The 13,577-nt window shown below is 54.0% G+C and carries 15 protein-coding genes; 4 read left to right on the forward strand and 11 right to left on the reverse strand.

Features of this window, described 5'->3' with window-relative positions; genetic code table 11:
- Window positions 1-20 precede the first annotated feature (20 nt).
- Window positions 21-1,241, reverse strand: a complete 1,221-nt coding sequence (arcA, locus tag G5182_RS08280; protein WP_005339718.1) for an arginine deiminase — start codon at window positions 1,239-1,241, stop codon at window positions 21-23.
- 747 nt (window positions 1,242-1,988) lie between these two features.
- Here arcA and G5182_RS08285 point away from each other — a divergent pair.
- The 3 genes from G5182_RS08285 to G5182_RS08295 all read left to right on the forward strand — a co-directional run bounded on the left by G5182_RS08285 (window position 1,989) and on the right by G5182_RS08295 (window position 3,280).
- Complete coding sequence (locus tag G5182_RS08285; RefSeq protein ID WP_216952272.1) at window positions 1,989-2,165, forward strand: hypothetical protein; 177 nt, start codon at window positions 1,989-1,991, stop codon at window positions 2,163-2,165.
- Window positions 2,166-2,262: 97 nt separating this feature from the next.
- Complete coding sequence (locus tag G5182_RS08290) at window positions 2,263-2,910, forward strand: AAA family ATPase (RefSeq protein ID WP_216952274.1); 648 nt, start codon at window positions 2,263-2,265, stop codon at window positions 2,908-2,910.
- Window position 2,911: 1 nt separating this feature from the next.
- A complete protein-coding gene (locus G5182_RS08295) occupies window positions 2,912-3,280 on the forward strand; it encodes a CopG family transcriptional regulator (protein WP_216952276.1) in 369 nt (122 codons plus the stop codon).
- A gap of 735 nt (window positions 3,281-4,015) precedes the next feature.
- Here the strand turns inward: G5182_RS08295 and hemN are convergent.
- The 4 genes from hemN to G5182_RS08315 form a co-directional block, all read right to left on the reverse strand.
- Window positions 4,016-5,389, reverse strand: a complete 1,374-nt coding sequence (gene hemN, locus G5182_RS08300) for an oxygen-independent coproporphyrinogen III oxidase (RefSeq protein WP_216979906.1) — start codon at window positions 5,387-5,389, stop codon at window positions 4,016-4,018.
- Window positions 5,390-5,420: 31 nt separating this feature from the next.
- Window positions 5,421-5,861: a DUF2489 domain-containing protein gene (locus tag G5182_RS08305; RefSeq protein ID WP_005339712.1), complete on the reverse strand. Its 441-nt coding sequence runs from the start codon at window positions 5,859-5,861 to the stop codon at window positions 5,421-5,423.
- 11 nt (window positions 5,862-5,872) lie between these two features.
- Window positions 5,873-6,460, reverse strand: coding sequence for a Der GTPase-activating protein YihI (yihI, locus tag G5182_RS08310; protein WP_227341768.1), 588 nt, complete (start codon window positions 6,458-6,460; stop codon window positions 5,873-5,875).
- An 836-nt stretch (window positions 6,461-7,296) separates the two neighbouring features.
- Entirely contained in the window at window positions 7,297-7,914 is a 618-nt protein-coding gene (locus G5182_RS08315; protein ID WP_005339710.1) for a c-type cytochrome, read from the reverse strand.
- A gap of 142 nt (window positions 7,915-8,056) precedes the next feature.
- On the opposite strand from G5182_RS08315, the gene yihA reads away from it, so the two are divergent.
- Window positions 8,057-8,713: a ribosome biogenesis GTP-binding protein YihA/YsxC gene (gene yihA / locus G5182_RS08320; protein WP_064337553.1), complete on the forward strand. Its 657-nt coding sequence runs from the start codon at window positions 8,057-8,059 to the stop codon at window positions 8,711-8,713.
- 776 nt (window positions 8,714-9,489) lie between these two features.
- On the opposite strand, the gene G5182_RS08325 is transcribed toward yihA, so the two are convergent.
- The 6 genes from G5182_RS08325 to G5182_RS08350 form a co-directional block, all read right to left on the reverse strand.
- Window positions 9,490-9,750 carry a DUF1488 domain-containing protein gene (locus tag G5182_RS08325; RefSeq protein ID WP_019445781.1) on the reverse strand — a complete coding sequence of 87 codons (261 nt, stop codon included), beginning with the start codon at window positions 9,748-9,750 and terminating at the stop codon, window positions 9,490-9,492.
- A complete protein-coding gene (gene aroE / locus G5182_RS08330) occupies window positions 9,747-10,568 on the reverse strand; it encodes a shikimate dehydrogenase (protein WP_227341767.1) in 822 nt (273 codons plus the stop codon). Before aroE ends, G5182_RS08325 begins: the two co-directional genes overlap by 4 nt.
- A 103-nt stretch (window positions 10,569-10,671) precedes the next feature.
- Complete coding sequence (gene hemF, locus G5182_RS08335; protein WP_043823181.1) at window positions 10,672-11,580, reverse strand: oxygen-dependent coproporphyrinogen oxidase; 909 nt, start codon at window positions 11,578-11,580, stop codon at window positions 10,672-10,674.
- 112 nt (window positions 11,581-11,692) lie between these two features.
- Complete coding sequence (locus tag G5182_RS08340; RefSeq protein ID WP_227341766.1) at window positions 11,693-12,253, reverse strand: L-threonylcarbamoyladenylate synthase; 561 nt, start codon at window positions 12,251-12,253, stop codon at window positions 11,693-11,695.
- Window positions 12,254-12,388: 135 nt separating this feature from the next.
- Window positions 12,389-12,892, reverse strand: a complete 504-nt coding sequence (gene purE, locus G5182_RS08345) for a 5-(carboxyamino)imidazole ribonucleotide mutase (protein WP_005341951.1) — start codon at window positions 12,890-12,892, stop codon at window positions 12,389-12,391.
- 74 nt (window positions 12,893-12,966) lie between these two features.
- Complete coding sequence (locus tag G5182_RS08350; RefSeq protein ID WP_042054851.1) at window positions 12,967-13,524, reverse strand: type I DNA topoisomerase; 558 nt, start codon at window positions 13,522-13,524, stop codon at window positions 12,967-12,969.
- Window positions 13,525-13,577: the final 53 nt, after the last annotated feature.

Genomic DNA, 13,577 nt, shown 5'->3' on the forward strand with positions numbered 1-13,577 from the left:
GCCGGCGCCACGCCGTCTCATCAGATGCTGTCGCGTTCCATCGGGCAGCTCATGCAGCGGGCGCCGCCGCGGCCACGGCCCAGTTCATCACCCGGGATGGAGAGAACTGTGATACCGGCTTTGTCATATTTCTCGTTGGTGTAGGTATTGCGCTCGTAACCCACCACCACGCCGGGACGCACGGTCAGCACGTTGTTGGCGTCGTTCCACTGCTCGCGTTCGGCTTCGAAGCTGTCACCACCAGTGGTGATGATCTTCAGCTGATCCACGCCCAGCGCTTTCTCGATGGCGGTGACGAAGTAACCCTCTTCCTTGATGTTCATGCCGGTGGCGCCGCCCGGAGTCAGGCTCCAGCACTGCACATCCTTGCGGATCACTTCCGGATAGACGGAGAAGGTGTCGATGTCCATGTGGGTCATCACGGTATCCAGGTGCATGCAGCTGCGGTGTTTCGGCAGCTCCATGGCGATGACCTGCTTGGCCTGACCGTGTTTGAACAGGCTGCGAGCCAGATGCTCGACACCTTGCGGGGTGGTTCGCTCGGACATGCCGATCAGCACGGCACCGCGGCCGATAACCAGTACGTCGCCACCCTCGATAGTGGAGTTGTCGTAGTCACGCTCCTCGTCACCGAAGTACTTGATGAAGTCCTGGCCGGCAAACATCGGGTGCCAGCGGTAGATAGCCTTCACGTGGTTGGTCTCGCGGCGACGGGCCGGCTTGGCCATCGGGTTGATGGAGACGCCACCGTAAACCCAGCAGGAGGTGTCACGAGTGAAGAGGTGGTTGGGCAGCGGCTCGATGATGAAATCGGTCGGAGCGTGCATGCCCACTACCATGTTGACACCGCTGTAGGGCATCTCGGAGTAAGTCAGGCCGCCGGAGAGAATGCGGGCCAGTTCGCGGTGCGGCATGTCAGCCAGGAAGCAGCGCACGTCGTTGGCAAAAGAAGAGCCGAGGCGGTAGTCGGAGACCTGATGTTGCAACAGCCAGGTTTTGGCTTCCGGCACATCCAGGGTTTCGGCCAGCAGATTGGTCAGCAGGAAAACTTCGACATTCTGATCGCGCAGTACCTGAGCGAATTTGTCGTGCTCCTGACCGGCGCGTTCAACAGACAGGACGTCATCGAACAGCAGATCCTGGCAGTTGGAAGGAGTCAGACGCTTCAGACTGAGGTTGGGGCGGTGCAACATGACACGGCGCAATTGGCCAACTTCAGAACCTACATAAAATTTGCTCATGATTATATTCCGTCTAGCAATGGTCCCTGCGAGTGATTGAATAGATTCCTTCTATTCATGCTCGTGGCTAAGGCGGGATATTCTTTATGTAGGGTAATCGGCTTGTGTTCTATCCTGCCCTTGCCTTTCGAGACCGAGGTTAGCCCTGCGAATCACGACAAACTTAGACATTGATCACATTCACTTTGAACTGAATATATTCACCTTTCAATCTATGACTCCAGTAGCAATTTACGCATTTTCCTCCCAGCAAACCCTGAATCTTCATGCAAAACCACCCCGATATATTTCAGGTTGATTCAACTTTTATTCATGCCAACTCACTGGAAAGATTAAAAGAAAAAACAAAAAAACATTAAAAAACAATGAAATGGGCGACAACTAAAATAATATCTGAATATTACTACCTGTGTATTGAATACATCGCCGTAACGAGAGGAACGCGGGAGAAATAAATACTCACATCGACCACATTCACTGCATAAATCTTTTCTTGTTCCAGATCATGGCATTGATGCCAACCCCATCAGGCCCAGCCTCATAAGTCACCACCTCTTTTTGCGGTTCAACTTAATATGCACAAAGTCCGCATCAAGGTGGGCAGCCATCCTCATCGGTCACCACAACGCCTTTTGATACTTTTTTCATTAATTGAATTTATTCACCTCACCTTGCGCTGGCGCCAACCTCGACTTAACTCAGAAAGTGATCCGGATCACACAGGAATGGCACTACCAAGGAGTTGTTATGAAGATGAAACCCATGCTGTTGCTCGCGACTTTGCTGCTCTCTGCGCTCCCCACCCTCAGTCAGGCTGAAGGAGCCCCTGCCATACCCATGGTGGTATGCCATGTCGACAAGACCCCCCAGATGCTGGTGCCCGACTATGTCTGCCGCTGGCATGGCGGCAGTGTTCACTATTAACCTGCAGAACGAGAGGAGCATCACTCCTCTCGCCTTGTGATGAGCCAACCCCCTCCTATACTGAAATCAACGGTTTTCTCATGGATAGGGGAACGTCATGATCTTGTTGGTCGGTGGGGAGAAGGGTGGCAGTGGCAAGAGCTGCCTGGCGCAAAATCTGGCGGTCTACCTCAGATCCCAATTTCAGGGAGAGGTGTTACTGGTCGACTGCGACCCGCAACGCACTACCTCGGACTGGATTCAGGAACGCAATGACAACCCGGATCTGCCACAAATCAACTGCGTTCAGCTCTATGGCAATATTCGCAACGATCTGCTTAGCCTGAAAAATCGCTATGACTACGTCATCGTCGATTGCGGCGGGCAAGACAACCGGGCACTGCGCTCCACCATGGCTGTCGCCACCCACGCCCTGATCCCCTTGCGCCCGAAACGCCGCGACCTCAAGACCCTACCCCACATGGAAGATCTCATAACCACCTGCAAGATGGTCAATCCGACCCTCAATGCAGCCGTTGTATTGACCCAATGTCCATCTTTGCCCAATCAGGTAAAGCGGATTCTCGAGGCCAAAGAGGTATGTGCCTCGTTCGGAGTCGACGTACTGAATTCCATCACCTATGGCCGCAACGTCTACGACGATAGTGAGGAAAAGGGATTATCGGTGATGGAGATAGAACCGGATGGCAAATCTGCCGAAGAGATCCGGGCCATCGCCAAAGAGTTCCTGAAAGTGGGGGTATGAGATGGGCTTGGCGGACCTGAAGAAAAAGCATCAGCTGCATCACCAGAAGAAGTTCACTGTCGATGAATTTATCGAAGATGCTGAGTTCTACGCCAAGGGTAAACCCAAGGTTGTCAGCCTTGAGTTGAGTCTGCATAGGGATGAAGCCTTGTCGGCACTGGCCTTTATCGAGAGTGGTGAGCATCTGAAGCCCAGCTTTAAAAAAGCGACCTTCTCCATGAGTACAGTGGCCATCGATGAGCTGGGTAATCTGACCCAACAAGACGGCATGAACAAGTCCCTGCTACTGCGCCTCTTTACCCACTACTTCTCTTCGCTCACCCCTGAAGAGCGCCAAACCATCTATGAGCGCCTCAACCAGCACCTATAAATACCCCATTCACTGCTCTTTTCCTGCCGTCACACCCACATTGGGTGATCACCATCAGAGCACAGAATCTGTTTCCAAAGTAACCAAAATCCCGTGTAAGAGATCTGCCATTGCACATGTAAGCAAACAGCCTAAAAGATCCTCGAGATAATCGGAAAATAGGATCTTAAAACGTGAAGGCGATTAACTTAAGCAGCTGTTTATAAATGAATAAATCGAAGCACACCACTTTCGAAACAGCTAATAGAAAAAACGTTTTCCATTCTGACGTTGTAGCCGGTTAGAAAATCCTTATAGTTACTCATGCACGGACGCAATGAAGTCGGTCAGGAAGACTGGCTGCCAGGGTTGGGCAAATGGACTCGCCACAGGATGTGGTAAAGGACACCTCCCGGGACGGAGAAAGTGCGACGGGACAGGATGACTCGTCAGGCCAAGATGGCTAAAGGACACCCCAAAGGATTGGGAAGGGGAAACCTAAAGGAAGAGGTAAACAGTCAGGGATTGCAGGGAGCAACTTCGTTCAAGGATCTGAGCGATACGACTACCGGGGGCGACGCAAGTCGCCCCCATCTTTTTATCTGCATTTCACCGTCCCCTTGCTTGGCTCTCAATTGCTTGCCTCAGCGCAGAGACTTCTTACCAGAACCTTTCCGACCCGCTGCTTAAGCAAAAATACATATGAAAAGGGCGCCACGATGGCGCCCTTTTCTGTTTTCTAATCGGCAAACAAGCTTATATCACGCGAGAGAACTGTTGCTGGCGCGCCTTGTTGCGCAAGTACACGTCGAAACACATGCAGATATTGCGGATCAGCAGCTGCCCCGTGGAGGAGACCTCCAGACCATCCTCCGTCATACGCACCAATCCATCGTTGATGAAGGTCTGCAGCAGCTTGAGATCGTCGGCAAAATACTCTCTGAAATTGAGACCGTGCGCCTGCTCGACAGACGCAAAGTTCAGACGGAAATCACAGATAAGCCGCTTGATCACCTCACGGCGGATCAGGTCATCCTGATTGAGCGAGCAGCCTTTCCACTGGGCATGACCCAGCTCTGCAACCTGTGCGTAATACGCCTTGAGCTCTTTCTGGTTCTGGGAATAGGCATCACCGATCATGCTGATGGAGGAGACACCCAACCCCAGCAGATCGCAATCACCTTGAGTGGTATAACCCTGGAAGTTGCGGTGCAGCTTGCCCTCGCGCTGCGCCACTGCCAGCTCGTCATCGGGTTTGGCAAAATGGTCCATGCCGATGAACTGGTAACCCTGGCCAGTGAGGAAGGCAATGGTGTCCTGCAGCATGGCCAGCTTCTCCTGCGGCGCAGGCATATCAACCTCTTTCAACTTGCGCTGGGCAGCAAAGCGACTCGGCAGATGGGCATAGTTGAAGATGGAGAGGCGCGCCGGATCCGTCTTGAGCACTTCTTCCAGCGTATGGTGGAAGCTGACACGATCCTGATGCGGCAGGCCATAGATAAGGTCGAGGTTGGTCGAGCGGAAGCCTAGTTCACGGGCCCGTTCCAACATGGCTTTAATAAAGTCGTTGTCCTGCTCGCGGTTGACTGCGACCTGTACATCCTTGTTGAAGTCCTGCACCCCAAGGCTGATGCGGTTGAAGCCGACATCTCGCAGCACATCCAGCATGGTAATGGCAATCTCGCGCGGATCGACCTCGATGCTGAACTCCCCCTCTTCGGCGAAATGGAAGTGCTCACGCAGCATGGCCATCAGACGGCGCGTTTGCGCTTCATCCAGATAGGTGGGTGTACCGCCACCCCAGTGCAGCTGGGTGACCAGACGATGCTTGAAGAACGGGGCTTGCGCCTTGATCTCCTGCTCCAGGTAGTCGAGGTACTCGTCAGCCTTGTGCTGATGACGGGTAATGACCTTGTTGCAGCCGCAGTAGTAGCAGAGCTTGTGACAGAAAGGGATATGCACGTAGAGCGACAGATTGCGCTCGGGATACTGGCCAGCAGCGTGGACAAAATCCGGATAGCCGAAGCTCTCGTTGAACTCCAGCGCAGTGGGATAAGAGGTGTATCGCGGGCCACTGTAGTTATATTTTTCGATCAGGGCCTGATCCCACACAATCTGTTCTGCTTGCACGCTCGCTTCCTCTCTTGTTGTTATTGTTGGCTCACCGACCTAACTGAAAATCCTTCAGCTGGGCCACATCCTTGAGGATCTGAGCCTCCAGCTCGGCCTCGTAGCCGCTGCGTTCGAGATCCATCTTCATCACTTCATTGCGCTTGAGGGCACGTCTGGCCTCATGAGTCGGCATATCTTTCACCTTCTCATACAGCCCGTACAGACCCGGGAACTCGGCAACAAACGCCCGTCCCCCCTTGATCTGCAACGCATCCAGCAGATTGGTCAGCCGAATGGCGCCTTCGGAGTAATCACACTGCCCCTCCTGCACCGCATGAGCAATGACCCGCACGCTCTCCAAAATTCGTTCATTGCGAGCGGTAATCGCCTGCCACTGCATCGCTTGCTGTCGTCTCAGCCTGGCCAGCAGCATGCCTGCATAGATGGCCAATCCTGACAAAATCAGGCCGCCCAACAGGGCGGCCAGCATCCATCCACTCATCACTTTTTCTTCGACTCAGGCTTGGGTTCCGGCTTGAAATCGACCTGGTTGAAACGGTCCCACAACTCCTCTTCGGAGGCTGGTTTCTGCTCGTCGAACTCGGCGTCATCGCCATCATCAAACGGCAGCTCGTCATCTTCATCATCGTCGTTGTCGATGATGCCCAGCTCATCCATCAGCTCCTGATAACGGTCGACACGCTGATCAACCCAGGCCTGCTCGGCCGCTTCCAGGGTTTCACCGGCATCAAGACGATCCAGCAGATCATTCAAGCGGTCATCGTTTTCGATGGACGCCAGCTCCTGCTCGGGCGTCATCACCAGCGTCTTCTCTTTCACCGCCTTGGGGGCTGTCGGCTTCTTCTGTTTGTCATCCACCACCAGTACCACCGGCTTGCGGGAACCGATACGCGGATCTTTGGACTGGCTGTTGCCAGACTTGCTCTTCGGCTGTTCAACTTGCTGACGAGAACCAGCCTTCAGGCCCTTGCGCTTGGCAGCCCGTTTACGCTCACGGCCTTCCTGAGCACTGACATCAGATTCTTTGCGCTTGCCAGTAGGCTTGCGAGTGGGTTGTTTGGCAGACATGAATGGCTAACTCCGAAAATAACTGGTTTGACCCGTACCCGGGATGATCTAACCCGGTGGGATACGATGCGAGGAACAGTAAGGCTGGAACAAGAGCAGGATCCCGCACCAATCCGACCCAATCAGGCCACTGAACACCGCAGGATCGGTATCCTCTGGGCATGTTGCTGGTATTTTGACACAGAATGGCTAATCGGGTTAATGACCCAAAAGAAAAAAGGCAGCCGAAGCTGCCTTGATATGTTCATGCGTGCGCCATCCTGAATGGCAAAACAGTCTGTTTCGTCCTCTCCATGACAACTTGTCGCCGCATCATATCGTTGTGTGGTCATCCTGACCTTATATTGGTCGTTCCTGAATGTGCGTGTACCTGTTTGACCCGTCTCGACCGCATCCTGCCATCGTGCCGGGGAGTCTGCATCCCGCAACCCCATCCCGCTCCGGAGATGGTCACCATCCTGATCCTTCAATCCTTTGCCAGCTCATCCGAGCCCATGGCATCCCGCCACGCCAGCCATCCTCTGCTCACAACACCCTGTCGTGAAACCGCCACCCAATCCGTGGGTGAATCCATTAAGCCTACTGTACCAACTCTATAAAGCGGCTCAATCCACTCAAAACATTCTCAACATGTCGAAAAATATCAATATTTATATAATTCATTGATAAATAATGATTATTTAATATTTTATGCAATTTTATGAGCCTTGGCCTGCCTTGAGAATGGGAGATCTCTTACAGAACGGGGGGATTAAACCGAGAATTATCTGAAAGCCATAAAAACAACGGGGAGCCCAGGCTCCCCGTTTCAACTCAAATCGACCGTATCGACTATATCAGTGCAGACCCGCCACATATTTGGAGAGGGCTTCGATATCCTGATCAGTCAGTTTCTTGGCAACGTCCCGCATCATGCCATTCGGATCGTTGTCACGCGTCCCGGCACGGAATGCGGTGAGCTGAGCCTTGATATAGGCAGGATGCTGGCCGGACAGGTTGGGATACTTCGCCTGTTCGACACCCGAGCCACGGGGACCATGGCAAGCCGTACAAGCTGCCAGACCGCGACTCATGTCACCACCCATATAGAGTGCCTTGCCCGCTTCGACCACGTCGTCAGGGACAGCGATAGGGGTAACCTTCAGGCTGGAGAAATAAGCCGCCAGGTCATCCATGTCCTGTTCCGACAAAGGTAACGCCATCGGCCCCATCACTGGCGCAACCCGGCCAATTTGACCAGAAGCGGCAGCCTTCAGTTCAACTAACTGTTTTTTGATATATGATGCGTGCTGACCAGCAATTTTGGGGTACATATCAACCAGGCTGTTTCCGTCCGGTCCATGACAAGCCGCACAAACGGCAGCCTTGGTCTGTCCCGCAGCGGCATCGCCCTTGGCTTGTGCCATCCCCGTTACGCCAACCATCAGAGCAAGAGTAATGACTAGGTTCTTCATGGCGTTCCAACTTTTCGTTATTAGGCTTCCAGATCCCATGCCGCTGAAGGCATGTTAAAATAAACGCGTTTAAGCGACGCTATTTTACACCATTTTACAAAAAAGTAACTCTATAACCCTCTATCTCCATGGGGAATTTACGTTGGATACACAAACTCTGAATTTCAATAAGGTGCATTTTGTGACCAGCGCACCCGACATCCGTCACCTGCCAAATGATGGGGGTGTCGAGATCGCGTTTGCCGGCCGTTCCAACGCCGGTAAGTCATCTGCATTGAACACCTTAACCAAACACAAGAACTTGGCGCGCACCAGTAAGACACCCGGTCGTACCCAGCTGATCAACCTGTTTGAGCTGGAACCGGGCAAGCGTCTGGTCGACTTGCCGGGTTATGGTTATGCGCAAGTTCCGCTGGAAATGAAGCTCAAGTGGCAAAAGTCACTGGCAGAGTATCTGCAGCGCCGTGAGTCATTGAAAGGTCTGGTGATCCTGATGGACATCCGCCACCCGCTCAAAGATACCGACATGAACATGCTGGAGTGGAGCTCGCACCGTCAGTTGCCCGTCATGCTGCTGCTGACCAAGGCTGACAAATTGAGCCCAGGCCCACGCAACAACCAAGTGATCAAGGTGCGCCAGGCCGTTGCCAACCTCGGTTCCCAGATCCAGGTCGAAGCGTTCTCCTCCCTCACCAATATCGGTGTGGAAAAGCTGGCGAAAACCCTGACCGAATGGTACGTCAGTGGTGACGATACCGACCTGCTGAACGCTGACGAACAGCAACCTGCCGAGGAGTAATCTACTCCTCGCTCTCCTTGCAATTGGCGGAGCACTCCTCCGCTGATTGAAAGGGTTTCAGATTGCCGCTTTCACCTGCCTCACGACAAACACCCCGCATTCGCCTCCCCGGCTATATCCATTACTGCTTACAGTTCATATAGATAGGTAGTTGATTCACGCAAGAAATTAACATCTAAAGACGTTGAGAGCGTTTTCAAATTCGTTCTTTCAAAACGAACAATAATTACAAAAATAGACAAAAATGAAATTTAATTACAAGATCTAACCAAAAGGGATAAAAATGAGGCCGGACGACAGTGATGCCATCCAGCCTGAAATAATAAGTTCAAAAAATTGGGAAGAAGCTGAATCTTGAGTACCAGACGACAGGTATTCCTCAAGAAGCAGCCTCATTCTATCAAATGCATCGCCAATTTAAAGCATTTACTCTAAATGGCGCGCATAAAAAAACACCCCGACGAGAACCTCATCGGGGCAGCTATTCAGCCACATTCAATTACGTGAAATAAAAGGTCTGAAAGATAGAACATCTTACCTCTGTACCCTACGCAGACAACTGTACAGCAAAGCAGCAGAAAGTGAAAGTAATTTATGTAATTTAGTTTCACAGCTTATAGATTAAGAAAAAATCTTTTATTTTCATGCAGATAAAAAAATCCCCAGTACGAATACCGGGGAGTTATAAAGGTGACTAGCTAGCACTTCCTCAACTATCTAGTTAGTCAGCGTCATTTCAAAGTAGTTCCGCTACAAAACAAAAAAACTTTGAAAAATCAGAGATAGATAGCGCCATCTTCAGCAAACTCTTGTTCTTCAATGAGTTTTTCAGCCATGTCTTCAATATCAAAACGTACACTTTCGAAGGCTCTGACGATGTCATCCTCCCTCGTCAGCGCCAGACCTGTCATTCTCTCCAGCCGCCGCTGACTGATGTAACAATCTATCAGCGCCCCCATCTGCTGAGCAGGAAAACGCACCCGCTGTTCGTCAGCCTGCCACTCCATCAGGTCAGGAAACAGAATACCCTGGTTCATATGACCCCCAAGTTACGCTTCAACTCTCTCAATACCTGTTTAGTCCCGGGACGAATTCCGCGCCACACGGTAAACGCTTCGGCGGCCTGTTCCACCAGCATGCCGATTCCATCCATGGTTTGACGGGCCCCATGCTGTTTGGCCCAACTGATAAACGCCGTATCCGAGGCGCCATACATCATGTCGTAGATGGCAATATCAGTGTGGATCAGGGCGGGGGCCAACGGCGGCAGCTCCCCTTGCAGGCTGGCGGAGGTAGAGTTGATGACGAGATCGAATGACCCTGCCAACTGCTCATAGGTCTGGGCAGTCACAGGCCCCAGATCGCAGAATTCGGCTGCCAACTGTTGCGCTTTTGCGTGGGTGCGGTTGGCGATCACCAGCTCGCTCGGCAACTCGGCCAGCAGCGGCGCCAATGCACCGCGAGCCGCGCCACCGGCACCCAGCAGCAGGATCCGGCTATCCGCCAGCGTCACACCATGGGACTTGAGATCGGCGACCAGACCGGCGCCATCGGTATTATCCCCCAGCAACACGCCATCATCGGTCAGCTTGATGGTATTGACCGCGCCCGCCAGCTTGGCCCTTGGGCTCAAGCGATCGACCAGAGTAAATGCCTGCTCCTTGAAGGGAACGGTGACATTACATCCCTTGCCCCCTTGGTCAAAGAAGGTGCGCAGGGCGTGGGCAAACTCGTCGACGGCGGGTTCAGCCAGCCCATACTCCAGCTCTTGCTGGGTTTGTCTGGCAAACAGGGTGTGAATGAAGGGGGACTTGCTGTGGCGCACCGGGTGGCCAAAAACCAGATAACGATCCATCAAAGAGTTCCATCAGAGGGCAATATTCCGATTTAACGGGTTTTCACTCTCGGGAACAAGCCGAATAACGGCCAGTAAAAAGGGACCATCATGGTCCCTCGGGTCACAGCCATTCTCGCGGCGTGAGGTAATCGGTGTAGAGCAAGGCTTCAGGAGTGCCCGCCTCCGGCTGCCAGTCATACTCCCAACGTGCCAGCGGTGGCATCGACATCAGGATCGACTCGGTACGTCCGCCGGTCTGCAACCCGAACAGGGTGCCTCGGTCATACACCAGATTGAACTCCACATAACGGCCGCGACGATAGAGCTGGAACTCCCGCTCCCGCTCGCCATAGGGCAGCGCCTTGCGTCGTTCAATGATCGGCAGGTAAGCATCGAGATATCCCCGACCTACCGCCTGCATAAAGGCAAAGCAGTCGGCAAAGGGCCAGCGATTCAGATCGTCGAAGAAGAGGCCGCCCACCCCTCGCGTCTCGTTGCGGTGTTTGAGGAAGAAGTAGCGATCGCACCAGGATTTGAACTCGGGGTAGATCTCATCACCAAATGGCTGGCAGAGATCACGGGAGACCTGATGCCAATGCTGCACATCCTCGGCAAACGGGTAGAAAGGCGTCAAATCGAAGCCACCGCCAAACCACCAAATGGGCTCTTCACCCTCTTTCTCGGCAATGAAGAAACGGACGTTGGCGTGGCTGGTCGGCACATAGGGGTTGTGCGGATGGATCACCAGCGACACGCCCATAGCCTCGAACTTGCGACCGGCCAACTCTGGCCGATGGGCTGTAGCAGAGGCAGGCATGGCATCGCCATAGACATGGGAGAAGTTGACGCCCCCCTGCTCGATCACCGCGCCGTGGCGCAGCACACGGGTGCGACCACCGCCACCGCCTTCACGGCTCCAGGCATCTTCCACAAAGTGTCCGGCACCGTCGGCCATTTCCAGACCACGGCAGATCTCGTCCTGCAACTGCAACAGGAAGGCCTTGACCTGGGCCACATCCGGTTTGCTCATCTTGTCTCCAGTCAGGCAGGATCGTGAACGCCCTGTCCATTTTTATAGTTAAATCAATCCGATGAGCTCACCGCTCAGCGGATTGATAGCAAATCATGACGTATCCGCCTGTTCAGGAGGGGCGAATAATGGCGCCGGTTCGGGCGTCCTTGATCTCGGATGGGTTAGCTTGACCACCCACTTCCCCGGGCAGGATATAGGCTAACTTGCTTGCCAGCCGCTCACCAATATCGGCCACGCGGCGAGCCGGCTCCTCACCGGTCAGGTTGGCGCTGGTAGAGACCAGCGGCTTGCCAAAGGCACGGCACAACGCCTGTACCTGAGGATGAGCCGTCACGCGTACCGCGAGGGTCTCGAACTGCCCGGTCAGCCAGGCTGGCGTCGTCGCACGGGCAGGCATGATCCAGGTAAAAGGACCGGGCCAGCTGGCTTCAACCAGAGCCAGTTGCTCACCGCTAAGCTGACTCAGATCGATGTAATCCTGCAATTGCGCCACGTCGGCAGCAATCAGGATCAACCCTTTCTCTACCGGACGCTGTTTGATGGCCAGCAGTCGCTGCACCGCCACTTCGGAGTCGGGATCACAACCCAGACCAAACACAGCCTCGGTCGCATAGGCAATCACCCCTTCCTGCTGGAGGGCGGCAACCGCCTGTTCAAATTCATTTGGCATAGGAAAAATGCGGCAGCCAGGCTGCCGCCTCGTCACTTAGTAGCAAGTTGAATCCATACGGCGGCGACCACAACAAAGTGACGTTTTGCTGTAGCACAGGAAAAATACGACACATCCGGATCGCCACCCGTTCACTTACTTGAGTTGAGCCTGCAGGGCGGCATCCTTGGCCATCACCTCTTCGGCATTCTTCTGGCGTTCGGCCCGAACCTTGGCTGCCAGTTCATCATCGGCTACTGCCAGCATCTGGGCTGCCAGATAACCTGCGTTCTTGGCACCGGCTTTGCCGATCGCCACAGTCGCCACCGGTACACCACCCGGCATCTGCACGGTGGAGAGCAGCGCATCCAGCCCCTTGAGCGGGCCACCATCGATGGGCACCCCGATCACAGGACGAGTCGTGATGCCGGCTACGGCACCCGCTAGGTGCGCAGCCAGACCGGCAGCACAGATAAAGACCTTGCAGCCACGGGCCTCGGCATCGGTCACATACTGATGGGTCGCAGCCGGCGTGCGGTGCGCGGAGGTGACTTTGACTTCCACTGCGATATCAAATGACTTGAGCACCTCGAGGGTGCTCTGCATCACGGGGAAATCAGAATCAGAGCCCATCAATACGGCAACAAAGGGTTTATTCATGGTGGGAATTTCCTTACTCCAAGTGGGGGGTTGAAGTTCACCGAAAACGTTTCAATCCGGTTGCGGCGGCGGGATTATACCTGCTCACTTTGGTGGCCGCATTTCTTTTGCGGACAGACCCAACGCAGCGTTCCCCTCACTTTTTTCTCGACCATGATGCCCCAACCACACGCGGGACAAGGCATGGGGATCGGCTTGTCGTTCACCACATATTTGCAATGGGGATAGCCATCACAGGAGTAAAATTGCTTGCCATAGCGGGAGGTCCGGCTCACCAGATGACCCTTGCCGCACTCGGGGCAGAGGATCTGGGTATCATCGCTCTCCTGCAGGGATTCGATGTGCTGACAGGCCGGATACTGAGTGCAGCCGACAAACAGACCGTAACGCCCCTTCTTGATCGCCAGCGGCTGTCCGCAATCGGGACAGGCAGAGCCTTCGAGCACCTTTTCGATGTCGCGGCCGGATGGCGTCAGGGAGCGAATGTAATCACAGGCAGGATAGGCAGAACAGCCGAGAAAGGGGCCATGTTTGCCCTGGCGGATCACCAGCTCGGCCCCGCACTGCGGGCACGGCTCGCGCTCGAAGGCATGTTCGTGGGCTGAAAAGAGGTGATGATCGATTTTTGACATGGGCCGCGCCTTGAAATCCAGATGGCCTGAATTCTACCAGCGCGGCACCGGAC

It is taken from the genome of Aeromonas sp. 600948, assembly GCF_049174875.1.
GTDB lineage: Bacteria > Pseudomonadota > Gammaproteobacteria > Enterobacterales > Aeromonadaceae > Aeromonas > Aeromonas veronii_A.

Excerpts from the sequence above, each read along its gene's own strand:
- hemF (WP_043823181.1), bottom strand. The coding sequence starts at position 11,580 with ATGAGCAAACCGGATGTGGCCCAGGTCAAGGCCTTCCTGTTGCAGTTG.
- yihI (WP_227341768.1), bottom strand. The coding sequence starts at position 6,460 with ATGTCTGCCAAACAACCCACTCGCAAGCCTACTGGCAAGCGCAAAGAA.
- G5182_RS08325 (WP_019445781.1), bottom strand. The coding sequence starts at position 9,750 with ATGAACCAGGGTATTCTGTTTCCTGACCTGATGGAGTGGCAGGCTGAC.
- G5182_RS08295 (WP_216952276.1), top strand. The coding sequence starts at position 2,912 with ATGGGCTTGGCGGACCTGAAGAAAAAGCATCAGCTGCATCACCAGAAG.
- G5182_RS08305 (WP_005339712.1), bottom strand. The coding sequence starts at position 5,861 with ATGCTGGCCGCCCTGTTGGGCGGCCTGATTTTGTCAGGATTGGCCATC.
- G5182_RS08315 (WP_005339710.1), bottom strand. The coding sequence starts at position 7,914 with ATGAAGAACCTAGTCATTACTCTTGCTCTGATGGTTGGCGTAACGGGG.
- G5182_RS08285 (WP_216952272.1), top strand. The coding sequence starts at position 1,989 with ATGAAGATGAAACCCATGCTGTTGCTCGCGACTTTGCTGCTCTCTGCG.
- arcA (WP_005339718.1), bottom strand. The coding sequence starts at position 1,241 with ATGAGCAAATTTTATGTAGGTTCTGAAGTTGGCCAATTGCGCCGTGTC.
- aroE (WP_227341767.1), bottom strand. The coding sequence starts at position 10,568 with ATGGATCGTTATCTGGTTTTTGGCCACCCGGTGCGCCACAGCAAGTCC.
- G5182_RS08350 (WP_042054851.1), bottom strand. The coding sequence starts at position 13,524 with ATGTCAAAAATCGATCATCACCTCTTTTCAGCCCACGAACATGCCTTC.
- G5182_RS08340 (WP_227341766.1), bottom strand. The coding sequence starts at position 12,253 with ATGCCAAATGAATTTGAACAGGCGGTTGCCGCCCTCCAGCAGGAAGGG.
- purE (WP_005341951.1), bottom strand. The coding sequence starts at position 12,892 with ATGAATAAACCCTTTGTTGCCGTATTGATGGGCTCTGATTCTGATTTC.
- G5182_RS08290 (WP_216952274.1), top strand. The coding sequence starts at position 2,263 with ATGATCTTGTTGGTCGGTGGGGAGAAGGGTGGCAGTGGCAAGAGCTGC.